Genomic DNA, 23,236 nt, shown 5'->3' with positions numbered 1-23,236 from the left:
AACGGTCGGTTCTGACGGCGCACGTCCCTTTGCGGCAACCTGCCGCCAGAAGGGACCGCTTTTGATAATGCGTTATCCGGGTGTGACCGGAAGATTGCGGGGAAGGGGCGGGGGCAGGGCGTAGGGTCAGTCGGACCGCTGCCAGAGGACCGAGGACCCGAGGAAAGGCCGGAGCCAATGGCGTTGAAGGTGATGCAGACCCAACAACATGATTGGACCATCGTATCCGTCTCGGGTGAGATGGACCTGGTGACCGCACCCGCGGTCCGTCAGCATGTTCATGACGCGGTTGCGGACGGCCGGCGTCATATAGTGCTCGACCTGGCCGAGGTCTGCTTCTGCGACTCGAGCGGGGTGGGCGTTCTCATCGCCGCACGGCGCCTGATGCGCTCTTGCGCGGGACGGCTCCGGCTGATTCTTCCCGAGGGCGGGGCGGTGGACGGTTCCCACGTCAACCGCGTTCTGTCCGCGCTGGGCGTGCGGCGCCTTTTTGAGGTCTACCCGGACCTTGAGGCGGCGACGGACGAGGCCGCGCCGCCGCTCAGCGCGTAGCGGCTGACGGCGTACGGTCCACGGCGGCGGCCGCGCCCCCCGGTTCGATCACGCCTGCCCCAGCGTTGTCGTGCCTATGGCGGCCTTGTGGCCGAGGCCGGTGCGGTAGGCGCCCAGGGCGGCTTCGACGCGGCCGGTGCGGCGGAAGAGATCGCCGAGCAGACGGCAGATGTCGGCCAGGTCGCCGGCGGCACCGGCGCGTTCGAGGAGGGCCAGGGCCGACACGTAGTGTTCCTCGGCGCCCTCGGTGTCACCGTGTTCCTCGGCGATCTGGCCGAGGAGGCGGTGCACGCCGCCGGCGTGGACAGCGCCGTGCCAGGGGCTGAGCCGGTCGAGATGGGACCGTAGAAGCTCTTCGGCCTCGGCCCGCAACCCTCGGCGGCGCAGGACGTCCGCGAGCTCGACCTCGACCTGGACGGTATACAGCGCGGCCCCGTCGGCGGAGAGCATGTCGCGGGCGGTACGGAGTTCGGTCTCGGCACGGGCGAGGTCGCCGCCCTGGGCATGCACATATCCGCGCATCCAGTGGACCTGCGCCAATTCGGCATGCGGCCCCAGCTGTTCGTACAGCTCCTGGGCGGTGGCGAGCGATGCCTCGGCCTCGGCGATCCGGCCGGTGGCGATCAGCGTCCGCGCGACGCTTCGGTGGGCACGGGCGACCAGCGCCTGGTCAGTGGCGTGCGGCACCAGAGCGAGGGCGAGTTCGGCGGCCTGTGCGGCGCGTGCGTATGCCCCCAGGTCGGTGTACGGGGCAATGGACGCGGTGTGCAGTAACAACAGCGCGTCGTCCGTCTCCGGACTGCGGGGCCCACCCTTCGCTTCCAACTGCTCGATCGCCGTCTCGAGCAGCACGCACGCGTACCGCACCTCCCCGGCCAGCAGATGGGTCACCGCGATTCCCCGTACCGCCGCCGCCCGCCGTGGCAGCGGCTCGTCGGCCAGCAGTGCCTCGGCGGCCTCGAAATGGGCGCGCGCGACGGTGAGCTCACCGCTCTGCAGGGCGCTCTCACCGAGCGCCAGACGCTCTGAGGCCTCGGACCGGTCCGTCACGATCCCCCCTCCCCGCGGCCCGGCGGGCCGCACATGAGAAGGAGGTTACAGCGGCTGCGGCACGGGTAGTGTCACGAGTTGGTACGCGTGCGGTGCGCGCCGGGGCCGCGGTCCGTTGCCGGGTCCGTTGCCGGGGCGTCGCCCGGACCGTTGACGACCGGTCACGATCAGCTCGCCACGACCTGGTCATGTCCCGTCAGCGGGAGTCCGAGGAGGGCTTCCAACTGCGCGATCGTGTCCGCCGGGTCCCTGGCGAGGATCGTGGCGATGCCGAGTTCTTCTGCGGGCGGCAGATTGCGGGCGGTGTCGTCGGCGAACACGCACGCCTCGCCGGGAAGGTCCATGAGGTCGAGCATGGTCCGGTAGAGGGCCGGATCGGGCTTGCGGGCTTTGTGGTCTTCGGAGATCAGCACGGCATCGTACAGCCGATCGAGGTAGTAGCCATCGTAGATGTCGTACGGCCCGGCGCCGAGGCTGTTGGAGAAGATCCCGACCGTTATCCCGGCGGCGCGGGCGGTCTGGGCGGCGGCGATGACCGACGGCTCCGGGCGCAGGTCCTCCAGCGCCCGGCGGAGCAGGTCGGTGCCGTCGATGCCCAGCAGGGCGGCGGTGCGTTCGTTCCACTCGGTCTGGGTGATCGCCCCGCGTTCGAGGTCGGCGAACAGTGCGGCGCCTTGCGGGTCCTTGGCGATCAACGACAGGAAAGTGCCGTCGGGCAGGCCGGCACGGCGGTCGAAGCCGAGTGCGCAGGAGGGGACGCTGGTGGTCAGTACCCCGCCGAAGTCGAGGATCAGGCCTGTGCGGCGGTTCATGCGGCGCTCCCTGCGGTCTGCCTTCAGTGGTGTCAAAGCTTCCCGCATCGGGCCGCACAGTGCGATCACGACCTGGCGAAGCGCTCACGCAGTTGGTACTTGAGGACTTTGCGGAGGGTGCCGCCGCGTGGCAGGGCGTCGACTACTTCGAGCTGCTCGGGGAGTTTGTGGGTGGCGAGGCCCGCCTGGCGCAGGTAGGCGGTGAGGTCGGCGAGGGCGAGGGGTTCGGAGCCGGGAGGCTGCTCGATGACGGCGCAGACGCGTTCGCCGCGGGCGGGGTCGGGCAGGCCGATGACGGCGGCGTCGGCGACGGAGGGGTGGGCGTAGAGGAGTTCCTCGATCTCCTTCGCCGAGATGTTCTCGCCTTTGCGGATGATGACGTCCTTGAGGCGGCCGGTGAGGACGAGGTAGCCGTCTTCGGTGAGCCGGCCGAGGTCGCCGGTGCGGAAGAAGCCGTCGGAGTCGAAGGCTTCGGCGGTGAGGGCCGGGTCGGTGTAGCCGTGGCAGACGGCTTCGCCGTGCAGGAGGACCTCGCCGTCGGAGGCGAAGCGCAGTCGCATGCCCGCGGGCGGGCGGCCCTCGGTGGTGGCCAGGCGGTCGGCGGGGTCGCGGGGGGAGCCCATGGTGATCATGGGGGCTTCGGTCATGCCGTAGCCGTGGGTGAGTTGGCAGCCGAGTTCGCGGGCGACTTCGTGGTAGAGCGCGGGAGGCTTGGGGGCGCCGCCGCCGGAGAGGAGGCGGAGGGTGGGGATGAGGGGCTTGCCGGGCTGCTTGCGCTGTTCGGCGAGGAAGAGGGAGTAGAAGGCAGTGCTGCCGCCGGCCATGGTGACGCCGTGGCGGCGGTAGGCGGGGAGCGCGTCGGGCAGCGCGAAGTGCTCGACGAGGAGGGCCGGGAAACCGTAGAGGAGCAGCATGACGAGGTAGTCGGGGCCCCCGATATGGGCGTAGGGGAAGCCGATCGAGCCGACGTCGTCCGGCCGCATGTCGAGGGCGTGGCCGAGGCAGGCGCCGCCGGCGATGAGGCTGCGGTCGGTGTGGAGGACGCCTTTGGGGGCGGAGGTGGTGCCGGAGGTCCAGTAGATCCAGCGGACGGCGGTGCCGGTGTCGTCGGCGGGCGGGGCGGGGAGGACCGCGGGATCGCCGTCGGGGAGCCCGTCGTAGGCGGTGAGGACGAGCGGCGGCTCGGGCAGGGTGAGGGCGATGCGGTGGGCCATCGAGACGAAGTCGAAGCCGCGCCAGGTGCCGGGGCCGGGTATCGCGAAGAAGTCCGGCCGGGTGTGGCCGAGGATGTGACCGACCTCGCGGTCGCGGTAGATGGGGATGACCGGCGTCTGTACCGCGCCGAGCCGGGCGAGGGCGGCGGAGAGTACGACGGACTCGATACGGGTCGGCAGCTGCCAGGCGAACCGGGTGCCCGGGCGCGCCCCGAGGTCGTACAGGCCGGCGGCGACGCGCTCGGCGCGGATGGCGAGCCCGCCGAAGGTGAGGCGCCGGTCGTCGGTGTCCAGGAGGGCGGGGGCGTCCGGGGTGAGTGCGGCGCGGGCGGCGATGAGGGCCCAGAGGGTGGGGGACGCGCTCAGTTCGTGCGGAGTGCGCGGGGTGTGAAGGGTGCGCCGGGTGTGCGGGATGTGCGGTGGGGTGGGTGCGGGCATGGGGCCCTCCGCTGCCTCGGCCGACGGTCCGTGGGCTCGCCGGTTTCTCGGGGGATGCGCGTTCGGTGTCGTACGCGTACCTTATATCTGACGGTCAGTCAGAAAATAGGGGAGGCCCGATGGAACTGCCCCGGATCATCAGCGTCGACGACCATGTGATCGAGCCTGCGCACCTCTTCGAGACCTGGCTCCCCGCCAAGTACCGCGAACGGGGCCCGCGGCCGCTCACCGCCGGGATCGGCGAGCTGGAGTACGTCGCCGGGAAGTACCGGATCACGATGGACCCGGACGGACCGCCGACCGACTGGTGGATCTACGAGGACCTGAAGTTCCCGTACAAGCGGAACATCGCGGCCGTCGGCTTCGACCGCGACGAGATGACGCTGGAGGGCATCACCCGCGAGCAGATGCGGCGCGGCTGCTGGGACCCCAAGGCGCGGCTGGCCGACATGGATCTCAACCATGTCGAGGGCTCACTCTGCTTCCCGACCTTCCCGCGCTTTTGCGGGCAGACCTTCGCGGAGGCGCATGACAAAGAGGTCGCGCTCGCCTGCGTACGCGCCTACAACGACTGGATGGTCGAGGAGTGGTGCGGGGACAGCGGCGGGCGGCTGATCCCGCTCTGCCTGATCCCGCTGTGGGACGTGGAGCTTGCCGTAGCCGAGATCCGCCGCAATGCCGCGCGCGCGGTGCGGGCGGTGTGCTTCAGCGAGATCCCCACCTATCTGGGGTTGCCGAGCATCCACTCCGGGTACTGGGACCCCTTCTTCGCCGTCTGCCAGGAGACCGGCACGGTCATCAACATGCACATCGGCTCGTCGTCCCAGATGCCGGCCGCCTCGCCGGACGCCCCGCCCGCCGTGCAGGCCAGCCTGAGCTTCAACAACGCCATGGCGTCGATGATGGACTTCCTGTTCAGCGGGGTGCTGGTGCGCTTCCCGACGCTCAAGCTCGCTTATAGCGAAGGGCAGATGGGCTGGATCCCGTACGCCCTGGAACGCGCCGACGACGTGTGGCAGGAGCACCGGGCATGGGGCGGGGTGCGGGACCTGATCCCGGAGCCGCCGTCGACGTACTACTACCGGCAGATGTTCTGCTGCTTCTTCCGCGACATGCACGGGGTCGCGTCGATCGATGTCGTCGGGCGTGACAACGCGACCTTCGAGACCGACTATCCGCATGTCGACTCGACCTTCCCGCACACCAAGGAGGTCGCGCTCGACCATGTGAAGGGGCTGGACGACGAGACCGTCTACAAGCTCATGCGCGGCAACGCCATCCGGATGCTGGGGCTGGAGCCGGACCGTTGGACCTGACATATACCGAGGAGGAAGAATCCTTCCGGCACGGGCTGCGGGCATGGCTCGGTGAGGTACTGCCGAAGCTTCCGCCGAAGCCCGACCCGGCGGACTGGCCTGCGCGGCGGGCGTACGACACCGGCTGGCAGCGGATGCTGTACGACGCCGGGTACGCGGAGGCGCACTGGGATGCCCCGGCGGTACGGCGGCTGATCTTCCTGGAGGAGACCGAGCAGGCCGGGGCTCCCTATACAGGCGCGAACTTCGTCGGGCTGCTGCACGCCGGGCCCACGATCGCCGCCGAGGGAACGGCCGATCAGCGACGGCGGTGGCTGCCGCCGATCCTGCGCGGGGACGAGGTGTGGTGCCAGGGGTTCAGCGAGCCGGAGGCCGGTTCGGACCTGGCGGGACTGCGGACCCGGGCGGTGCGGGACGGGGACACGTATGTGGTGAGCGGAAGCAAGATCTGGACCTCGCACGCGGAGGTCGCGGACTGGTGCGAGCTGCTGGTGCGGACCGGCCCCCCGGGGCACCGGGGGATTTCGTGGCTGGCTTTGCCGATGTCCTCGGCAGGGGTGACGGTGCGGCCGCTGCGTACCCTCGCCGGGACGGCCGAATTCGCCGAGGTGTTCCTGGACGGGGTGCGGGTGCCGGCCGCCAACCGGGTGGGGGAGGAGAACGACGGCTGGCGGGTGACCATGGTGACGCTGTCCTTCGAACGCGGCACGGCCTTCGTCGGCGAGGTCGTCGGCTGCCGGCGGGTGCTGGGCGAGGTGGCGCGGGCGGCGCGGGCGAACGGCCGCTGGGACGATGTGGCGTTGCGGCGGCGGCTGGGGCGGCTGGCCGCGGAGTTCTCGGTGCTGTGGCGGCTCACGCAGTGGAACGTCAGCCAGGGCGCCCCGGGCGTCGGCGGCTCGGTGTTCAAGCTGCGCTACTCGCACGCGCGGCAGGAGCTGTACGACGCGGCGGCGGAGGTGCTGGGGCCGTCGCTGGCGCTGGACGGCGAACATGAGTGGACCGCCGGGCGGCTGTCGTCGTTGTCGTACACGATCGCGGCCGGGACCTCGCAGATTCAGAAGAACATCGTCGCCGAGCGCATCCTCGGCCTGCCGAAGGGGCCGGGGCGGGGTCCGGACCGGCGGCCGGACCGGCGGCCGGAACAGCGGCCGGACCGGCGGCCGGACCGGCGGACCGAGGAGCGCTGACCATGGACTTCCGGCTCACCAGCGATCAGAGCGCGCTGCGGGCGGGCGCCCGCGAGATGTTTGCCAGGCTCTTCCCGCCCGAGCGACTGCGGGAGGCGCTGGCCGAAGCTGCGCCCGCCGGGACCAGCGGCGGGCCGGCGCCCCGGCTCGACCGCGCGCTGTGGCGCGGGCTGGGAGCCGGCGGCTTCTTCTCACTCCGTCTCCCCGAAACCGCCGGGGGCGCGGCGCTCGGGACGCCGGAGGCGGTGCTGCTGTTCGAGGAGGCCGGGCGGCTCCTGCTGCCCGGCCCTCTGGTGGCCACGCACCTGGCGGCGGGGCTGGTGCCGGGTGCGGCTACCGGCGGAACGGTGGTCACGGTCGTGGACGGCGAGCTGATCGAGTGGCTGGCGGAGGCCGATCACGTACTCGGGTCGTACGAGGCGGCCGAGCCGATCCGCTCGGTGGACCCGCTCACCCCGCTGCACCGCGCACTGGGCGGCCCAGTGGCGCCGGCGAGCGGCGAAGCCGTGCTGCTCACCGCCGCGCAACAGGTGGGCAGTGCGGCGCGGACGCTGGAGATCGCGGTACAACACGCGCGGACGCGTGAGCAGTTCCGGCAGCCGATCGGGGCGTTCCAGGCGGTCAAGCACTTGTGCGCGGACATGCTCGTACGGCTGGAGTTGGCCCGTACCGCCGTGTACGCGGCGGCGGTGACCGGCGACCGGTACGAGACGGCTGCGGCGAAGCTCCTGGCGGACGAGGCGGCGGCTCGTAATGCGCGCGACTGCCTGCAGGTTTGCGGGGGGATGGGGTTCACCTGGGAGGCAGAGGTGCATTTGCACATCAAACGGGCGTGGGTGCTGGCGGCGAGGGGTGGGGGAGCGGCCGCGTACGAAGAGATGCTCGCGGAGCAGTTGGGCGACCGGGTGACGGGGTGGGCGACTGCGCGGGCGGCAGGATAGGCGATGGGTGATATGCGGTGCTTTCTGGCGTTGTGCCGGATTCATCGCGGATAAGTGGTGATCAAGTGGCGATATCAGGTTGTGTCCGAGGTGTGACTTGTCACGCAGTGGAGTCGGGGTCCTCCTCGGGTACGCTCCATCGGGTGCGAGTAGTTCTGGGACGCAACTATCCCAGTGGGGCCAAAGTGGCTGCCGCTGCGGCGGTGTGTGCTGCCCGTCTGAACTGGGCACCTTCCGGGCTTTGTTGTTCGAATTCTCGTGAAGAGCACCGCACAGTATGCACCGCGCATACTCCTTTGCGCTGGAATATGCCCGAAGCCCTTGTTGGGGTGACTACGAGTCAATCATGCTGTGTATTGATGAGGTCACACACGGTGATCTCAGTGGTCTCCTCGTCGATGTGCGAGGCGATGTGTCCGCCGGTTCGGATGGTGTGAGCGGTGCAGGTGCTTCAGGTTCAACTTGAGGTCGGTCCCGACCCCGCGGAAGTGGGGCGGGCCCGTCGTTGGGCGCGCTCGCGGCTCCTGGGCTCCGGTATAGGGGCGGATGAGCCGCTCGCCGAGACGCTGATCCTGCTCATCTCCGAGCTTGTGACGAATGCGGTTGTGCACACCGGCTGCCCGGCTGTGCTGCGCATGCTTGTCCCGTCCGCCGCGCAGGGCGTCGATCACGGCACGGTACGGCTGGAGGTCGCCGACGTCAGCGACTGCCCGCCCCGGCAGCGGCACGCCGACCGGGACGAGACCGGTGGCCGCGGCCTGGAGCTGGTGGACGGGCTCGCCGACCGCTGGGGCTGGCAGCCCGAAGGGGCCGGCAAGCAGATCTGGTGCGAGATCGACCGTTCGGCGCTCCCGGGGACCTCGGTGCCGCCGCAGGCCGCCGCGGCGCTGACATAGCCGCTCGCTCATGTAGCCGCTCTTCAGAGCACCGCCACCGGTGCGACCGGGCTTCCGGCGGCGCCGACGAAGGGCTCGGGTGTGGCATCCAGCAGGAATTCGTACCGTCCGGCCTCGGCGCAGGCCTGCGACAGCGCTTCCAGGTTCCAGTTCTGGCCCTGTGGCATGCCCATTTCCACCAGGTCGAGCGCGTGGACCGGCAGCCAGAGATCCTCGACCTCCGGCGGGAAGATCTCGAACGTGAGCGTGTCATTGGCGACTGCCGCGACATCCCGCGCGTGGAACCACTCAGGCGTCCGCAGCGAAAGGCCGGGCGACGGAAACGCGTAGCCCTGTGGGTCCCCGGCCAGATACACCTGCATCTGCCCTGTCCTTATGAGCACGATGTCGCCGGCGCGGACGGTGGTGCGGGCCAGCTCCTCGGCGGCGTCGAGATCCCCGGGCGTGACGGCGTGGCCGCCGGGGAGACGGTCGAGATCCCTGGCACGTGCGACGTCGAGCAGTACGCCGCGTGAGGTGAGCGTGGTCATCGTCGCGATGCCGCTGAAGGCCGCTCCGGCGTGGGCGGTGACAGTGCCGGCCGGGCGGCCGTTGTAGATCCGGCCGGAGTGCGAGACATGAGCGAGGCCGTCCCAGTGGGTGGCGGCCTGCAGTCCCATCGTCACTATGTCGTCATTGGTGGCGACGGTGCCGGGGCCGAACATCTCCAAGTTCAGCGCCACCATCGTCCGCAGCGGGTTGACCCGGCCCGGGATCATTCCGGTCTGCACGCCGTCCTGCCGCAGGGGGAGCGCGAGCGGGATCCGGCGTCCGGAGCGGACGGTGCCGGCGGCGACGCGGACGATTTCGTCGGTGATGAGGTTGAGCGTGCCGATCTCGTCGGCCGCGCCCCAGCGGCCCCAGTTGTTGACGCGCTTCGCGATGTCGTGGAACTCGGCCGGCAGTGGCATCGACGCCTCCTGGTCGTAGGCCTAGAATCCTGAATCTAACGGTCCGTCAGAAACTCTGGAAGGGGCGGGACGCGACGTGGGCAACGACGTGGGCAACATGGGTAAATTTCTGGCCGGGAAAGTCGTCGTCGTGACCGGTGCCGGGCGGGGCATCGGGCGCGCGGTGGCACTCGCTTGCGCGGCGGAGGGCGCGAGCGTGGTCGTCAACGACTACGGGGTCGCCGTCGACGGCCGTGCGCCCAGCGGTGAGGTGGCCGCCGCCGTGGTCAAGGAGATCACCGCGTCGGGCGGCGACGCGGTTGCCGTGGTGGACGACGTCTCCACCATGGCGGGCGGCGAGCACATCGTCTCGACCGCTGTCAACACATACGGGCGGATCGACGGCGCTGTGTGCGTGGCCGGCATCCTGCGCGAACGCATGCTCTTCAACATGGCCGAGGAGGAATGGGACCCCGTCATCGCCACCCACCTCAAGGGCACCTTCACCGTCTTCCGCGCGGCCGCCGCGGCCATGCGCAAGCAGGGCTCCGGCAGCCTCGTCGGCTTCACCAGCGGCAACCACCAGGGCAGCGTCTCCCAGGCCAACTACAGTGCCGCCAAGGGAGGCATCATCTCCCTGGTGCGCAGCGCCGCCCTCGGCCTGCACCGCTACGGCGTCACCGCCAACTGCGTCGCCCCCGTCGCCCGCACCCGCATGTCCGCCGGCGTGCCAACCGAACTCACCGAAATCGGCGAGCCGGAGGACGTCGCCCCTCTCGTCGTCTACCTGCTCTCCGGGCGCGCCCACGACATCACCGGGCAGGTCTACACCGTCGCCGGACCCAAGATCGCTGTTTGGGCCCAGCCCCGGGAACTCCGCTCCGCCTACGCCTGCGACGGCCCCTGGACGCCTGAGCGCATCGCGGACTTCCTTCCCCGAAGCGTCGGCGTGGACCCCATGCCGATGCTCGCGCAGCTCGAAGAGATGAGGCGCGCCGCTGCCGCCAACGGACGGCCCAACGCCTAGTTCTCCGGCGCGACACACGAAGGGAGCGCACCGTGGATTTCACCCTCGGCCCGGAGGCGGAGGCCTTCCGCGCGGAAGCCCGCGCCTGGCTCGCCGAACACGCCGCCGGGCCGGGCGGATCCGGCGGACCCAACGGCCGGGCCTGGGAGCGCGAACTCGGCGCGGCAGGCTGGATCGGCCTCGGCTGGGACGGCGACTACGGCAACCGCCGGGCCACCCCGGCCCAGCAGGTCGCCTGGGGCGAGGAGTACGCGCGGGCCGGCGCCCCGGGCCGGGCCGGCCATATCGGCGAGAATCTGCTCGCGCCGACACTGCTGGCCCACGGCACGCAAGCGCAGCGCGACCGCTTCCTCCCGCCCATCGCCCGTGGTGAGGAACTCTGGTGCCAGGGCTACAGCGAGCCGGACGCCGGCTCGGATCTCGCAGGGATTCGAACCACGGCAGGCCGCGACACCGACGGCAGCTACCGTGTCACGGGCCAGAAGATCTGGACCTCCCTCGCCCAGCACGCCGATTTCTGCTTCGTCCTGGCCAGGACCGACCCCGCCGCCGCCCGCCACCACGGTCTGAGCTTCCTGCTGGTTCCCATGCGGCAGCCCGGCCGCGTCGAGGTGCGGCCGATCCGCCAGCTCACCGGGACCGCCGAGTTCAATGAGGTCTTCTTCGACGGAGCCCTCGCGCCCGCCGAGAACCTCGTCGGCGCCGAAGGCGACGGCTGGCGCGTCGCCATGGCACTGCTCGGCTACGAGCGTGGAGTGTCCACGCTCGTCCAGCAGATCGGCTTCGAGCGCGAACTGCGCGACATCGTGGCGCACGCCGTCACATCCGGCGCCGCCGCCGACCCCGTCCTGCGCGACCGCATCATCCGTCAGTGGGCCGAGCTGAAGACCATGCGGTGGAACGCCCTGCGGACCCTAGGGACCCGGGGGAACCCGGGCACCTCCGGCGCCCCCGGCGCCGAGGACCCAGGCGCGCCCAGCGTGGCCAAGCTTCTCTGGGGCGGCTGGCACCAGCGCCTCGGCGAACTGGCCATGGCCGTGAGCGGTCCGGCCGCGGCCCTCGGCCCGACGGACTGGTCGGAGCCGGAACCGTACGAACTGGACGACAGGCAGTATTCCTTTCTCTTCAGCCGCGCGGACACGATCTATGGCGGCTCGGACGAGATCCAGCGCACGATCATCGCCGAGCGGGTGCTCGGCCTCCCGAAGGAGCCACGGGTGTGACAACGGGTCTGAGGACGACGAGTGCAAGGACATACGGGCATTGGATCTCCGGGCACTGGCAGGAGCCTGCCGCGGGCCACTACGCGATCACCGACCCGGCGACGGAGGAGACTGTGGGCCACGCCCCGCAGGCGGACCGGGCGGATGTGGACGCGGCGGTGCGCGCAGCCCGCGCGGCGTACGACAGCTGGTCCCGTACCGCCCCGGTGGAGCGTGCCGCGGTGCTGGACCGGATCGCTGACGCCATCACCGATCGCGCGGCGGAACTCGTGCCGCTGCTCCAGGCGGAGACCGGCGCGACGATCCGCGTCACGAAGGCGATGCAGGTGCCGCCGGCGGCCGACCGGTTCCGCCGCTACGCCCGTGGTGCCGTCGAGCCGGGGACGGTCCCGCTGGCGCCGCAGCCGATGAGGTCCACCCCGCTCGCCCCGGGCGGGCTGATCGGCGCGGCGTCGGTACGGCGTCCGGTGGGTGTGGTCGGTTGCATCACCTCCTATAACTTTCCGCTCGCGAATCTGGCGGGCAAGGTCGCGCCCGCCCTGGCGATGGGCAATACGGTCGTCGCCAAGCCGGCCCCGCAGGACCCGCTGACGTGTCTGCTGCTGGGCGGCATCATGCGTGAAGCCGGGCTGCCGGACGGGGTGTTCAATGTCGTGACCGGCACGGGAGTGGTCGCGGGCGAGGCGCTTGTCGCACACCCAGGCGTCGACATGATCAGCTTCACCGGCTCGACGGCGGTCGGGAAGGCGATCGCGGCTTCGGCGGGCGCGACGATGAAGCGGACCCTGATGGAACTCGGCGGCAAGGGAGCGGCGGTCGTCCTGCCCGACGCGGACGCCTCGGTCCTCAGATGTGCGGTATCAGCTGTCGGTTCGACATGGGCATTCCATTCGGGTCAGATCTGTACAGCACCGACGAGAGTGCTGGTGCACCGGGACCAGTACGAGCATGTGATCACTGCTCTTGAATCATACGCCCGCTCTCTGAAAATTGGGAGCCCTGTGGATAACTCCACGGTCGTCGGCCCGTTGATCAGCTCCGCCCAGCGTGACCGTGTCGAGGCGTACATCGCGGGCGCGCGCGAGCAGGGCGCCCGAGTGGTGACCGGCGGCGACCGACCCGACCTCAAACTGGGCTTCTACGCCGCCCCCACGCTGATCGGGGACGTGACCCCCGACATGACGGTGGCCCAGGAGGAGATCTTCGGCCCGGTCGTCGTGGCGATCCCCTACCGGACGGAGGACGAGGCCGTGGAGATCGCCAACGGCACCCCGTACGGCCTGTACGACTACGTCTTCGCCGCCGACACGGGCCGCGCATGGCATCTCGCCGCCCGGCTGCGCAGCGGCAACGTCGGCATCAACACCGTGCAGCGGCACAGCGAGGCGCCCTTCGGCGGCTTCAAGGACAGCGGCGTCGGGCGGGACGGCGGGTCGTTCGGCCTGCAGGCCTACAGCGAGCTCCAGGCGGTGGTGTGGTGAAGTCGGCGAAAGCGGTGAAGAGGGGTATGAGAGGCGTCATCTTCGACGGTACGAACGCCCAGGTCGTCGACGACCTGGAGGTGCGCGACCCCGGGCCGGGCGAGGTGATGGTCCGGATCCGGGCCGCCGGGCTGTGCCACAGCGACCTGTCGGTCATCGACGGCACCATCCCCTTCCCGGTGCCGGTCGTGCTCGGCCACGAGGGCGCCGGCACCGTCGAATCGATAGGACCCGGTGTCGGCCATGTCGCCCCGGGCGACCATGTCGCGCTCTCCACCCTCGCCAACTGCGGTACGTGCGCCGACTGCGACCGTGGCCGCCCGACCATGTGCCGCAGCGCCATCGGGCGGCCAGGACGGCCCTTCACCAGGCAGGGCGGCGAACAGCGCCTGTTCAACTTCGCGTCCAACTCGGCCTTCGCGGAACGCACCGTCGTCAAGGCGGTGCAGGCGGTGCCGGTTCCGCCCGAGCTGCCGTTCACCTCCGCCGCGCTGATCGGCTGCGGAGTGCTGACCGGCGTCGGCGCCGCGCTGAACCGGGCGAGGATCGGGATCGGCGAGACGGCCGTCGTCATCGGAACCGGCGGCATAGGGCTCAATGTGCTCCAGGGCGCGCGGATCGCCGGCGCGCGGCGGATCGTGGCCGTGGACAACAATCCGGCGAAGGAGCCCCTGGCCCGGCAGTTCGGTGCCACGGACTTCGTCGGCTCGCCCGCCGCGGTCAGGGAGCTGCTGCCGCGCGGCGCCGACCACGTCTTCGAGTGCGTCGGCAGCGCCGGCCTCATCCGCCAGGCCGTCGATCTCCTCGACCGGCACGGGCAGGCGATCCTGCTCGGGGTGCCGCCCGCCGACGCGGAGGCGTCCTTCCTGGTGTCGTCCATGTATCTGGACAAGGCGATCCTGGGCTGCCGTTACGGGTCGTCCAGGCCGCAGCGCGACATCGCGCTCTACGCGGACCTGTATCGGGACGGGCGGCTGCTTCTCGACGAACTGGTCAGCCGCACCTACCCGGTGGAGGACTTCGCTAAGGCCGTGGACGACGCGGAGCACGGCCGGGTGGCGCGGGCGGTGCTGGTCTTCTGACCGCGCTCGCCGGTGCCGCCTCAGCGAAACGTGCGCCTATATGTGCTGGGCGACACGCCGAGCACAGCCTGCAAATGCTGCCTCATGGAGGCGGCCGTGCCGAAGCCCGCCTCGCGGGCGATCCGATCCACCGTCAGGTCGCTGGACTCCAGGAGCTGGCGGGCGCGTTCGACGCGCTGCTGGGTGAGCCACTGGCCGGGGCTGACGCCGGTCTCCTCACGGAAGCGGCGGGTGAAGGTGCGTACGCTCATCGACTCCATATCGGCGAGTTCGCGCAGTGCCAGCGGCCGGTCGAGGCGGCCCAGGGCGAAAGCGCGGGCGGTAGCGGTGGTCGCCGGGCCGCCGTCGGGGACGGGGCGTTGGATGTACTGGGCCTGGCCGCCCTCGCGGTGCGGAGGGACAAGGGTACGGCGGGCGCTGACATTGGCGACGGCGGTGCCGTGGTCCCGGCGCACCAGGTGGAGGCAGAGGTCGATGCCCGCGGCGACGCCTGCGGAGGTCAGGATGTCGCCGTTGTCGACGTAAAGGACATCGGGGTCGACCTTGACCTGCGGGAAGGTCTGCTGGAAGTGGACGGCACTGTTCCAGTGGGTGGTGGCGCGCAGTCCGTCGAGGAACCCGGCGGCGGCGAGGAAATAGGCGCCGGTGCAGATGGAGACCAGCCGGGTGCCCGGACGGATCAGGGCGAAGGCGGCGGCGAGTTCCTCACTGAGGCGGCCCTCGGTGTGGGAGCTGGTCCGCTCGTGCGAGGCGAGGAAGATCACGGTCTCGGCATCGGCCAGCGGCTCCGGCCCGTGCGGGACGTTGACCTCGAAGTCGGCGTCGGTGCGGACCGGCCCTGGGCCGTACGGGGCGCAGGTCCGCACCTCGTAGAGGCCCTTTCCCTCGGGCGTGCGGGCGCCGCCGAAGATCCGGGCGGGGATGCCCAGTTCGAAGGGGATCACGCCGTGCTGTGCAACGACGGCGATGCGGTGCGGTGTGGCGGCCATGGCCCGATCCTTGCACATCATGGCCATCAGGCCACTCGTTTGCCGTGAGCGACTGCCCGAAGCTGTCAGGGTGACGCAGACCCCCGGACTCTCCGCATCCGTACCCGCACCGGCCGAAGTCCGCCGCCGCGGCCCGCACCGCGCCTGGTTCGTGGCCGGGGTGGCCTTCGTCGCCCTGGTCGGTGCGGCCGGCTTCCGCGCTACGCCGAGCGTGTTCATCGACCCGCTGCATGCTGAGTTCGGCTGGTCGCACAGCACGGTCTCGGCAGCCGTCTCCATCAATGTGCTGCTTTACGGTCTTACCTCGCCGTTCGCGGCCGCTCTCATGGAGCGTTTCGGCATCCGCCGCATCGTCGCCTGCGCGCTCCTCCTTATAGCGGCGGGCAGCGGCCTGACCGTCTTCATGACCTCCGCCTGGCAGCTCATGCTCTGCTGGGGCCTGCTCGTCGGCCTCGGCACCGGCTCCATGGCGCTGGCCTTCGCCGCCACCATCGCACAGCGGTGGTTCATCACCCGCCGCGGCCTGGTCACCGGCATCCTCACCGCGGGCGGCGCGGCCGGGCAACTGGTCTTCCTGCCACTTGTCGCCATCCTGGTGGACCACTCGGGCTGGCGCACCGCCGCGCTCACCGTTGCCTTCTGCGCCCTCGCCGTCGTACCGCTCGTCCTGTGGCTGCTGCGCGACCGCCCCGAGGACGTGGGTCTGCTCCCCTACGGTGCCGGGCCCGACTACGCGACCCCGGCTGTCTCCTCCACCGGCGCTGCCCGCCGCGCCCTGGGCGCGCTCACCACCGCCGGCCGCACCAAGGTGTTCTGGCTGCTCGCCGGCACCTTCGCCGTCTGCGGCGCCTCCACGAACGGCCTGGTCGGCACTCACTTCGTGCCCGCCGCACACGACCACGGCCTGCCCGTCACCGCCGCAGCCAGCCTGCTGGCCGTCATCGGGATCTTCGACGTCGTCGGCACCATCGCCTCGGGCTGGTTCACCGACCGCTTCGACGCCCGGCGGCTGCTCGCCGTCTACTACGGGCTGCGCGGTGTGTCGCTGATGTTCCTGCCGATGCTCTTCTCGGACGTCGTGCACCCGACGATGCTCTTCTTCATTGTCTTCTACGGCCTCGACTGGGTCGCGACCGTACCGCCGACCGTCGCCCTCTGCCGCGAGCACTTCGGTGCCGACGGGCCGATCGTCTTCGGCTGGGTGCTGGCCTCGCACCAGATCGGTGCGGCGATCGTCGCCTTCGTCGCGGGGCTGGTCCGTGACTCCTTCGGCACCTACGACGTCGTCTGGTACAGCTCCGGCGGCCTGTGCGCGATCGCCGCACTGATGGCGCTGGTGATCCGGCGCCGGACCACCGTGGCCGGCGCGCCCGCCGCTATGGCGTGAAGCGGCCGAACCGGCCTTTGTGGAAGAGCAGCGGCTCGCCGTCGTCGGCACAGCCCAGAGCATCGACCCGGCCCACCACGACGAGATGGTCGCCCCCTGTGTGCACCGAGTGGATCGCGCAGTCGATCCACGCCGGGGCACCCACTATGCGCGGAGACCCGCTGACCGGCGCCGGGTCCCACGCCACTCCCGCGAACTTGTCCGCCCCGCTGACCGCGAACGCCCGGCACGCCTCCTCCTGGTCCGCTCCCAGCACGTTGACGCAGAAGACCCCCGCCCGGGCGATCCGCGGCCACGTCGCCGACGTACGGCCCACCATGAACGCCACCAGCGCGGGTTCGAGCGACAACGAGACGAACGACTGGCACGCGAACCCCGTCGGTCCCGGCGCTGTCACCACCGTCACCCCGCTCGCGAAGTTTCCCAGCACCCGCCGGAACTCTCCCTGGCCGACCGGCGTCCGTTCGTCCGGCCGCACCGCCCGCAGCTCCGGCGGCGGCATCGGCTCGACGGGGGCCGCCGCCGTGGGCGCCCCGACCGATCTCAGGTAGCGAACAGCGGCGTCCGCCATCGCTGCGTGTCCCATCACATCGCCCATTTAACCTGACGATGCGTCAGATCGGAAGACCGCCGAGCACCGGCCGTACCGCCCGCCGGCAAGGAAGGCGGCGGTCAGCGGCCGCGGAAGTGTGGCGCACGCCGCTCGGCGAACGCCTGGACGCCTTCCAGGGCGTCGGCCGTGGTCATGTTGAGCTCCTGGGCGGCCGCCTCGGCGGCGAACGCGGTCGCCCGGTCTGCGTCGGACGAGGAGTTGACCAGCTGCTTGGTGAGTGCCAGCGCTCGAGTCGGGCCCGAGGCGAGGCGCTCGGCCCAGGCGCGGGCGGTCTTGTTCAGATCGTCGGCGGGGACGACGCGGTTGACCAGGCCGAGGCGTTCGGCGTCGGCCGCCGGAAGATCGTCGCCGAAGAACATCAGCTCCTTCGCGCGCTGCGCGCCGATCAGCCGGGGCAGCAGATACGCACCGCCGCCGTCCGGGACAAGGCCGCGGCGGACGAACACCTCGATGAACCTCGCGCTCTCGGCGGCGAGTACCAGGTCGCAGGCGAAGGCGAGATGCGCGCCGAGCCCGGCGGCGGTGCCATTGACAGCGGCGATCACCGGCTTCTCGCAGTCCAGCACCGCCGCGACGAGACGCTGCGCCCCCCGCTGGATCGTACGGGCCACATCGCCCGGGACGCGCTCGCCGCCGGTCCCGGCCGAGCCGCCGCGCAGATCCGCGCCCGCGCAGAACGCCCGCCCCGTGGCGGTGAGGACGACAGCCCGGATGTCCGGGTCGGCGGAGGCGGCCTCCAGCAGGCCGATGATGTGTTCGCGCTGCTCGGGGAGGAGGGCGTTCATGGCCTCGGGGCGGTTCAGCGTGATCCACGAGACGGCGTTGTCAGTGGCTTGGAGTACAACTGTCGTCACGGAGAGTTTCCCGGAGGGAGATGTCATGGGGATGTGGCTCCTTGTCGTACGACACAAGGCATGCCGGGCTCGGTGCGACCCGACCGCGCCCGTGCCGCGAGGGTCACCGGCATATGGCCAGGGCGTCGAGCGCGACCGCGCCCTGGCCGTGCGGGAGCACCATCAGGGGGTTGATGTCGAGTTCGGCGAGGCTGTCGCCGAGTTCCATGGCCATGCGCTGGACACGGAGGATGGTGTCGACGAGGGCGTCGATATCGGACGGGGGCGCGCCGCGGACGCCGTCCAGGAGCCGCCGGCCGCGCAAGTCGCGGAGCATGGCGCGGGCGGTGCCGGGGCTGAAGGGCGGGACACGGACGGTGGTGTCGCTGAGGACTTCGACGAGTGTGCCGCCGAGTCCGGCGGTGACGGTCGGGCCGAAGAGGGAGTCGGGGGAGATGCCGACGACCATCTCGACGCCACGTCCGACCATTTGGCAGACGAGGATGCCGTCGAGGTCGATGGCTTCGTAGCGGGCGATGTCGGCGAGTTCGCGATAGGCGTCACGGACCTGGCTGGCCGAGGTGAGGCCGGTCTTGACAAGGCCGAGTTCTGTCTTGTGGGTGAGGTGCGGGCCGGAGGCCTTCATGACGACGGGGTAGCCGACGAGTGCGGCGGCGCGGACGGATCCGGCCGCGCTGGTGACGAGGTGCTCGCGCGGGACGCGGATCCCGTAGGCCCGGAGGAGTTGTTTGGCCGCGTGTTCGCTGAGCCGGCGGCCGGGGCTGAGCAGGCCGTGTGCTTTGCGGGCGGAGGAGGAGGGGGTCCGGGGGGCGTCGTCGAAGGGCGAGCGGTAGGAGGAGGTGAAGCGGTGGTGGTCGAGGTAGGCCTTGACGGCGGTGATGCAGTTGCCGAAGGTGCGGAAGGTGGCGATGCGGGAGGAGCCGAGGAGAGTGGTGCGGTAGGCGTCCTCGGTGCCGAGGGGAGAGCCCCACACCACGCACACCAGCTTGTCGGTCGCCTCCGCCGCATCGGCCAGGTCCTGCGCGAGTTTGTCGCTCATGGGTGGAAACGGTCCGGTGATCGGGCAGATGAGGACACCGACGTCCGGGTCGGCGAGGACCGCGTCGATGATCTTGCGGCCGCGCCAGTCGCCGACCGGGTGGCCGCCGTTGTCGATGGGGTTGGCGACATTCAGGTAGGAGGGTATCCACTGGTGCAGTTCGGCCTGCTTGGCGTCGCTCAGTGCCGGCAGCGGAAGCCCGGCCGCCGAAGCGAGGTCGGCGAAGTGGGCACCCGTGCCCCCGGAGATGGAGTAGACGACCACGCCGTCGCTCACCGGCGGCCGGGCCCGCGCCAGCAGCGTGGCAGTGTCCTGAAGCTCGTCGAGCCCGTCGACCCTGATCACGCCGTACTGCCTGAGGGCGGCGTCGACGACGGCGTCGGAGCCGGTCAGTTTGCCGGTGTGGGAGGCGGCGGTCCGAGCCCCGGTCTCGGTGCGGCCGACCTTGACCATGACGACGGGCACCTTGTTGCGCGCGGCGCGGTCGGCGGCGAGGGCGAAGGAGCGGCCGTCCTTGAGGCCTTCGGCGTAGACCGCGATGGCGCCGATCTCCTGCCGCTCCGCGAAATAGGAGATGAAGTCCGCGATCTCCAGATCGGCCTCATTGCCGGTGGGGGCCCAGTGGCTGAGCCGGATGCCGAGTTCCTGGAGGGTGTAGAGGGGGCGGCCCTGGTGGCCGGACTGGGTGATGAGGGCGATGGCCGGGCCGGTCAGGTCGTCCCGGAACCTCTCAAAGGCGTTGAGGTTGGTGTTCGGGCCGAGCAGTCGCAGCCCGGCGCGGGCGACGGCCTGGGCAAGCCGGTCCTGGGCCGCCGCGCCCTCCTCGCCGGTTTCGGCGAACCCGGCTGCGAAGACCACGGCGAAGCGGGTCCCGGTCCCGCCGAGCTGTTCGATGACGGGAAGGGGATCGGCGACGAGCAGCACCGCCAGGTCGACGGCCTCCGGGAGGTCGCTGACCGAAGCGTGGCACGGCAGGCCGAAGACGGCTTTCCGGCCTGGGTTGACCGGGAAGAGCCGGGCGCCTACCCGCTCGGACCAGGCCAGCAGCTGCCGGGTGATGCCGGTGTTCGGCCGGCCCTCGGTGTCGGAAGCACCGACGACGGCGACGGTCCGGGGCCGGAAGAGCCGGTCCAGGTCCGGGACGGCGGAGTGCAACGGGCGGCCGCTCACATCCAGGTCGTCCGGGTGCCGCGTGGGCCGCCCGGGGCCGGTATCGCGGGTGCTGTAGGTCGATCCAAGCATGGGGGCCGCCCGCTCCTGGTCGAGGGTCAACAGAACTGACGTACTGTCAGGTTACTGAACTGACTGGTAGTCAGGAAGTAGCGGGAGCGGGCCGGGCTGCCGGCCGGGGTTTACCGGCCGGGGTTGCGGATCGGTATCGCGGACCGGAAGTACGGGCTGGGCGTAATCGCCGGGGTCACTTGCCCCTGGCGACGGCGCGGGCGATCTTCTGGGCGTCGATGGCCATTTCGCGGAACATGCCACTGATGGGATTGGTGAAGCCGGTGAAGTAGAGATTTGCCGCGCCGGGCGGCGTGCGCGCGCCATGCACGGTGGGCCGGCCGTGCCCGTCGAGGACGCCGAGGTGGCCCACCAGTTCGTCCAGCCCCCGGCGGTAGCCGGTGGCGGCGATGACGACATCCGGCCCGATGCTCGAACCGTCCGCGAGCAGCACCTTGTCGCCGTCGAAGCCTTCGACGGCCGGGACGGGCTCGACCTTCCGTGCCTGCACCGCCGCGATGATTCCGACGTCCTGGACCGGGATGGCCCCGTCCCGTACCCGCGAGTAGAGGCCGCTGTCCGGGCGGGGCAGCCCGTACTCCGAAAGGTCCGGCACACTGATCTTCTCGACGTACGGTGCCACCCGGTCCACCAGTCGCGTCGGCAGCCGCCGCACCAGGATCCCGGTCGCCTGGGCCGGCCACCCGGCCGTGGCCCGCCGCATGATGTGCGGCGCTGTCCGCACCGCCAGCCGCACCCGGGCCGCACCCGCCTCGACGAGATCGACCGCGATCTCGGCTCCCGTGTTCCCGACGCCGACGACCAGCACGTCCCGGCCCTCGTAGGGCTGCCCGTTGCGGTAACGGGCCGCGTGCAGCAGCTCCCTGCTGTACGTGTCCCGGCCGGGCCATTCCGGCACGTGCGGGGTGTGGTTGTTGCCGGTGGCCACAACCACGGCGCGGGCGGTCAGCCGGCGGCCGCCGGTGGCCGGGAGGAGCCAGGTCCCGTCCTCCGCCCGCTCGATCCGGGAGGCCTCGATGCCGGTGGCTATGTCCAGGCCGTGGAAGGCCGTGTACTGCTCCAGGTAGCGGATCACGTCGTCCCGCCCGACCCAGCGGCCGTAGGCGCGCGGGATCGCGAATCCGGGCAGCCCGGACAACCGTCTCGTGGTGTGCAGGTGCAAGCGGTCGTAGTGCTTCCGCCATGACGCGGCGACGGCCTCGGCCCGCTCCAGGACGAGCGTGCGTACGCCGAGTCCCTGGAGTGCGGCCGCGGTGGCGAGCCCGCCGGGCCCGGCGCCGATGACGATCGCGTCAGGGGATGCGGTGTTGGTGCCGGTCATGGAGACTCCCGGGGCGTTTCGAAGGTGAAGGGTGAGGGGCGGGCGTGGTGCTGGAGGTGAGCGTAGCCAGCGGCGGCTGCCGTCTGCGCTGAGGGCTTTCCGTGCCGGGCTTTTCCGCACCGGGCTTTTTCGCACCGGGCTTTCCGCATCCGATTGACTGACGTATCGTCAGATGAATGCGGACGATCTGGCTGACCGGAGCCGAATGGCTTGCCGTGCTGCGCATCGGCCTCGGCCTGTGGTGGCTGGAGAGCTGGCGGCACAAGGACAAGAAGGGCTGGCTCCGGCGCGGCACCGGGATCGCGTGGGCGGCTGATGTCGCTGCGAAGCACCGCTGGAGCTTCGTCCAGGGCGGCTTCGGGGCGGTGGTCGCACCGCGCCCCAGGGTGATGGCGTATGTCGTGGTCTACGCCGAACTGGCCATCGGCCTCGGGCTGACGGGCGGTCTGCTCACCCCCATCGCCCTGGCCGGCGGCCTCGCACTCAACCTTCTCTACCTCGTGCTGATGATCCACGACTGGGCCGAGCAGGGGCAGAACGCGATGATGGCGCTCATCTCGCTCGTCGCCCTCCTCGCCATGAGCTGGCAGACCTGGTCCCTCGACAGAGCCTGGGAGCTCTTCCTGTGACCCGCGACGCCGACGCCTTCACCCGCCCCTACTGGGACGCCGCGAACCAGGGCCGGCTTCTCATCCGCCGCTGCCACGCCGCCGGCTGCGGAGCCGCGCACCACTACCCGCGCGAATTCTGCCCGCGCTGCTGGAGCGAGGACGTCCACTGGGAGCGGGCGAGTGGCCGCGCCTCGCTCTACACGTGGTCAGTCGTACACATGAACGATCTTTCGCCCTTCTCCGGGCGCTTGCCGTACACCGCCGCCGTCGTCGACCTCGCGGAGGGGCCCCGCATGATGACCGAGGTTGTCGGATGCCCCGGGTTCGCGCTGCGCGTCGGCATGGACCTGTACGTTCACTTCCGCCCCGGAGGAGCCGACGGCACGGCCGTCCCCGTCTTCCGGGTCTTCCGGCCGACTGTTTGAATGATTGTGTGCTGACTCCTGTTGAGCTCAAGGCGTACGGACTGTTGCTGCGGCCATGGGAGGAGACGGATCGCCACGCTGCCCTCCGAGGGCTCACGGACCCGGACTTCCGCCGCTGGAACAGCCCGTTGCACCCCGTTCACGACGAGGACGACGCGATCCGGTTCATCCGCGAGCGGGCCGAGGGCTGGGAACGCGGCACCATGGCGACGTACGCCGTCACGGGGGACGGGAACGGAGACGGGGAAGGAGCCGAGGGCGGGATCGTCCTCGGCCACATCGGTGTCGCGATGATCGACTTCAGGATGCGCTGCGGCCGGGTCGGCTACTGGGTGCTCCCCGAGGCAAGGGGCCGCCGGGTGGCCTCCAGGGCCCTGGAGGCGGTCAGTCGCTGGGCCTTCCGCGACCTCGGCCTGCACCGCCTGGAACTGGGTCACGCGGTGGGCAACGAGGCCTCCTGCGGGGTCGCCCACCGCTGCGTCTACGCCTTCGAGGGTCTGCTTCGCGGCGCGATGATCGACCCTGCCGGGGGCATGCGCGACATTCACCTCCACGCCCGCCTTTCCACCGACCCGGCACCCGCGCCTCGTGCCTAGCCTTTGTCCGG

Annotated in this window: 20 protein-coding genes and 2 pseudogenes; 13 read left to right on the top strand and 9 right to left on the bottom strand. The window is 70.8% G+C overall.

Going from position 1 to position 23,236, the window contains the following annotated elements; translation table 11 throughout:
- Positions 1–177 precede the first annotated feature (177 nt).
- Positions 178–552, top strand: a complete 375-nt coding sequence (locus FCI23_RS19865) for an STAS domain-containing protein (RefSeq protein ID WP_211265404.1) — start codon at positions 178–180, stop codon at positions 550–552.
- A 48-nt stretch (positions 553–600) separates the two neighbouring features.
- Here FCI23_RS19865 and FCI23_RS19860 read toward each other — a convergent pair.
- The 3 genes and pseudogenes from FCI23_RS19860 to FCI23_RS19850 all read right to left on the bottom strand — a co-directional run.
- Positions 601–1,587, bottom strand: a pseudogene (locus FCI23_RS19860) (tetratricopeptide repeat protein); the annotation flags it as partial.
- Between the two features lie 182 nt (positions 1,588–1,769).
- Positions 1,770–2,414 carry an HAD-IA family hydrolase gene (locus tag FCI23_RS19855; protein WP_136725263.1) on the bottom strand — a complete coding sequence of 215 codons (645 nt, stop codon included), beginning with the start codon at positions 2,412–2,414 and terminating at the stop codon, positions 1,770–1,772.
- A gap of 65 nt (positions 2,415–2,479) precedes the next feature.
- A complete protein-coding gene (locus FCI23_RS19850; RefSeq protein ID WP_136725262.1) occupies positions 2,480–4,066 on the bottom strand; it encodes a class I adenylate-forming enzyme family protein in 1,587 nt (528 codons plus the stop codon).
- A 119-nt stretch (positions 4,067–4,185) separates the two neighbouring features.
- On the opposite strand from FCI23_RS19850, the gene FCI23_RS19845 reads away from it, so the two are divergent.
- The 4 genes and pseudogenes from FCI23_RS19845 (at position 4,186) to FCI23_RS19830 (ending at position 8,406) form a co-directional block, all read left to right on the top strand.
- On the top strand, positions 4,186–5,382 hold the full coding sequence (locus tag FCI23_RS19845) for an amidohydrolase family protein (protein ID WP_136725261.1): 1,197 nt from the start codon (positions 4,186–4,188) through the stop codon (positions 5,380–5,382).
- Positions 5,373–6,482 (top strand): annotated as a pseudogene (locus FCI23_RS19840) (acyl-CoA dehydrogenase family protein); the annotation flags it as partial. The gene FCI23_RS19845 and the pseudogene FCI23_RS19840, both read left to right, overlap by 10 nt.
- A gap of 89 nt (positions 6,483–6,571) precedes the next feature.
- Complete coding sequence (locus FCI23_RS19835) at positions 6,572–7,510, top strand: acyl-CoA dehydrogenase (protein WP_136725259.1); 939 nt, start codon at positions 6,572–6,574, stop codon at positions 7,508–7,510.
- 440 nt (positions 7,511–7,950) lie between these two features.
- Complete coding sequence (locus FCI23_RS19830) at positions 7,951–8,406, top strand: ATP-binding protein (RefSeq protein WP_136725258.1); 456 nt, start codon at positions 7,951–7,953, stop codon at positions 8,404–8,406.
- Between the two features lie 23 nt (positions 8,407–8,429).
- Here the strand turns inward: FCI23_RS19830 and FCI23_RS19825 are convergent, their stop codons facing one another.
- Entirely contained in the window at positions 8,430–9,356 is a 927-nt protein-coding gene (locus FCI23_RS19825) for a cyclase family protein (protein ID WP_136725257.1), read from the bottom strand.
- A gap of 97 nt (positions 9,357–9,453) precedes the next feature.
- On the opposite strand from FCI23_RS19825, the gene FCI23_RS19820 reads away from it, so the two are divergent.
- The 4 genes from FCI23_RS19820 to FCI23_RS19805 are packed head-to-tail and all read left to right on the top strand — an operon-like array spanning position 9,454 to position 14,148.
- Positions 9,454–10,362 (top strand): SDR family oxidoreductase, encoded by a 909-nt coding sequence (locus FCI23_RS19820; RefSeq protein ID WP_136725326.1) that lies wholly within the window; start codon positions 9,454–9,456, stop codon positions 10,360–10,362.
- A 32-nt stretch (positions 10,363–10,394) separates the two neighbouring features.
- Positions 10,395–11,585, top strand: a complete 1,191-nt coding sequence (locus FCI23_RS19815) for an acyl-CoA dehydrogenase family protein (protein WP_136725256.1) — start codon at positions 10,395–10,397, stop codon at positions 11,583–11,585.
- Positions 11,582–13,066 (top strand): aldehyde dehydrogenase family protein, encoded by a 1,485-nt coding sequence (locus tag FCI23_RS19810; protein ID WP_246143847.1) that lies wholly within the window; start codon positions 11,582–11,584, stop codon positions 13,064–13,066. Before FCI23_RS19815 ends, FCI23_RS19810 begins: the two co-directional genes overlap by 4 nt.
- 26 nt (positions 13,067–13,092) lie before the next feature.
- The gene (locus FCI23_RS19805; protein ID WP_136725255.1) at positions 13,093–14,148 is read left to right on the top strand and encodes a Zn-dependent alcohol dehydrogenase; all 1,056 of its coding nucleotides are present in this window, start codon (positions 13,093–13,095) and stop codon (positions 14,146–14,148) included.
- 20 nt (positions 14,149–14,168) lie between these two features.
- Here the strand turns inward: FCI23_RS19805 and FCI23_RS19800 are convergent, their stop codons facing one another.
- A complete protein-coding gene (locus tag FCI23_RS19800; RefSeq protein WP_246143846.1) occupies positions 14,169–15,137 on the bottom strand; it encodes a GlxA family transcriptional regulator in 969 nt (322 codons plus the stop codon).
- 70 nt (positions 15,138–15,207) lie between these two features.
- Here FCI23_RS19800 and FCI23_RS19795 point away from each other — a divergent pair, with 70 nt between their 5' ends.
- On the top strand, positions 15,208–16,524 hold the full coding sequence (locus FCI23_RS19795; RefSeq protein ID WP_246143845.1) for an MFS transporter: 1,317 nt from the start codon (positions 15,208–15,210) through the stop codon (positions 16,522–16,524).
- On the opposite strand, the gene FCI23_RS19790 is transcribed toward FCI23_RS19795, so the two are convergent.
- From FCI23_RS19790 to FCI23_RS19775, 4 genes are all read right to left on the bottom strand, one after another.
- Positions 16,514–17,122, bottom strand: coding sequence for a flavin reductase family protein (locus FCI23_RS19790; RefSeq protein WP_136725252.1), 609 nt, complete (start codon positions 17,120–17,122; stop codon positions 16,514–16,516). The genes FCI23_RS19795 and FCI23_RS19790 overlap by 11 nt on opposite strands.
- 74 nt (positions 17,123–17,196) lie before the next feature.
- The gene (locus tag FCI23_RS19785; RefSeq protein WP_136725251.1) at positions 17,197–18,018 is read right to left on the bottom strand and encodes an enoyl-CoA hydratase/isomerase family protein; all 822 of its coding nucleotides are present in this window, start codon (positions 18,016–18,018) and stop codon (positions 17,197–17,199) included.
- Between the two features lie 76 nt (positions 18,019–18,094).
- Entirely contained in the window at positions 18,095–20,272 is a 2,178-nt protein-coding gene (locus FCI23_RS19780; RefSeq protein ID WP_136725250.1) for an acetate--CoA ligase family protein, read from the bottom strand.
- 175 nt (positions 20,273–20,447) lie between these two features.
- A complete protein-coding gene (locus tag FCI23_RS19775; RefSeq protein WP_136725249.1) occupies positions 20,448–21,593 on the bottom strand; it encodes a flavin-containing monooxygenase in 1,146 nt (381 codons plus the stop codon).
- A gap of 176 nt (positions 21,594–21,769) precedes the next feature.
- Between FCI23_RS19775 and FCI23_RS19770 the strand changes: the two genes are divergently transcribed.
- Genes FCI23_RS19770 through FCI23_RS19760 form a run of 3 tightly spaced genes read left to right on the top strand, consistent with a single transcriptional unit; the run spans position 21,770 to position 23,225 of the window.
- Positions 21,770–22,222: a DoxX family protein gene (locus FCI23_RS19770; RefSeq protein ID WP_136725248.1), complete on the top strand. Its 453-nt coding sequence runs from the start codon at positions 21,770–21,772 to the stop codon at positions 22,220–22,222.
- Positions 22,219–22,629 (top strand): Zn-ribbon domain-containing OB-fold protein, encoded by a 411-nt coding sequence (locus FCI23_RS19765; RefSeq protein WP_246143844.1) that lies wholly within the window; start codon positions 22,219–22,221, stop codon positions 22,627–22,629. The genes FCI23_RS19770 and FCI23_RS19765 overlap by 4 nt, the downstream gene beginning before the upstream one ends.
- Before the next feature lie 8 nt (positions 22,630–22,637).
- A complete protein-coding gene (locus FCI23_RS19760; protein ID WP_246143843.1) occupies positions 22,638–23,225 on the top strand; it encodes a GNAT family N-acetyltransferase in 588 nt (195 codons plus the stop codon).
- Positions 23,226–23,236 lie beyond the last annotated feature (11 nt).

The sequence above is a fragment of the Actinacidiphila oryziradicis genome (assembly GCF_005047355.1).
Lineage (GTDB): Bacteria > Actinomycetota > Actinomycetes > Streptomycetales > Streptomycetaceae > Actinacidiphila > Actinacidiphila oryziradicis.
Note: the sequence above shows the minus strand (reverse complement) of the source record. Positions and strands in the feature narration are given on the sequence as shown.

What these genes read in the sequence shown, in the direction of transcription:
- FCI23_RS19825 (WP_136725257.1), bottom strand. Translation starts at nt 9,356, where the DNA reads ATGCCACTGCCGGCCGAGTTCCACGACATCGCGAAGCGCGTCAACAAC.
- FCI23_RS19800 (WP_246143846.1), bottom strand. Translation starts at nt 15,137, where the DNA reads ATGGCCGCCACACCGCACCGCATCGCCGTCGTTGCACAGCACGGCGTG.
- FCI23_RS19780 (WP_136725250.1), bottom strand. Translation starts at nt 20,272, where the DNA reads ATGCTTGGATCGACCTACAGCACCCGCGATACCGGCCCCGGGCGGCCC.
- FCI23_RS19790 (WP_136725252.1), bottom strand. Translation starts at nt 17,122, where the DNA reads ATGGGCGATGTGATGGGACACGCAGCGATGGCGGACGCCGCTGTTCGC.
- FCI23_RS19865 (WP_211265404.1), top strand. Translation starts at nt 178, where the DNA reads ATGGCGTTGAAGGTGATGCAGACCCAACAACATGATTGGACCATCGTA.
- FCI23_RS19820 (WP_136725326.1), top strand. Translation starts at nt 9,454, where the DNA reads ATGGGTAAATTTCTGGCCGGGAAAGTCGTCGTCGTGACCGGTGCCGGG.
- FCI23_RS19770 (WP_136725248.1), top strand. Translation starts at nt 21,770, where the DNA reads ATGCGGACGATCTGGCTGACCGGAGCCGAATGGCTTGCCGTGCTGCGC.
- FCI23_RS19850 (WP_136725262.1), bottom strand. Translation starts at nt 4,066, where the DNA reads ATGCCCGCACCCACCCCACCGCACATCCCGCACACCCGGCGCACCCTT.
- FCI23_RS19845 (WP_136725261.1), top strand. Translation starts at nt 4,186, where the DNA reads ATGGAACTGCCCCGGATCATCAGCGTCGACGACCATGTGATCGAGCCT.
- FCI23_RS19785 (WP_136725251.1), bottom strand. Translation starts at nt 18,018, where the DNA reads ATGACATCTCCCTCCGGGAAACTCTCCGTGACGACAGTTGTACTCCAA.
- FCI23_RS19775 (WP_136725249.1), bottom strand. Translation starts at nt 21,593, where the DNA reads ATGACCGGCACCAACACCGCATCCCCTGACGCGATCGTCATCGGCGCC.
- FCI23_RS19855 (WP_136725263.1), bottom strand. Translation starts at nt 2,414, where the DNA reads ATGAACCGCCGCACAGGCCTGATCCTCGACTTCGGCGGGGTACTGACC.
- FCI23_RS19805 (WP_136725255.1), top strand. Translation starts at nt 13,093, where the DNA reads ATGAGAGGCGTCATCTTCGACGGTACGAACGCCCAGGTCGTCGACGAC.
- FCI23_RS19835 (WP_136725259.1), top strand. Translation starts at nt 6,572, where the DNA reads ATGGACTTCCGGCTCACCAGCGATCAGAGCGCGCTGCGGGCGGGCGCC.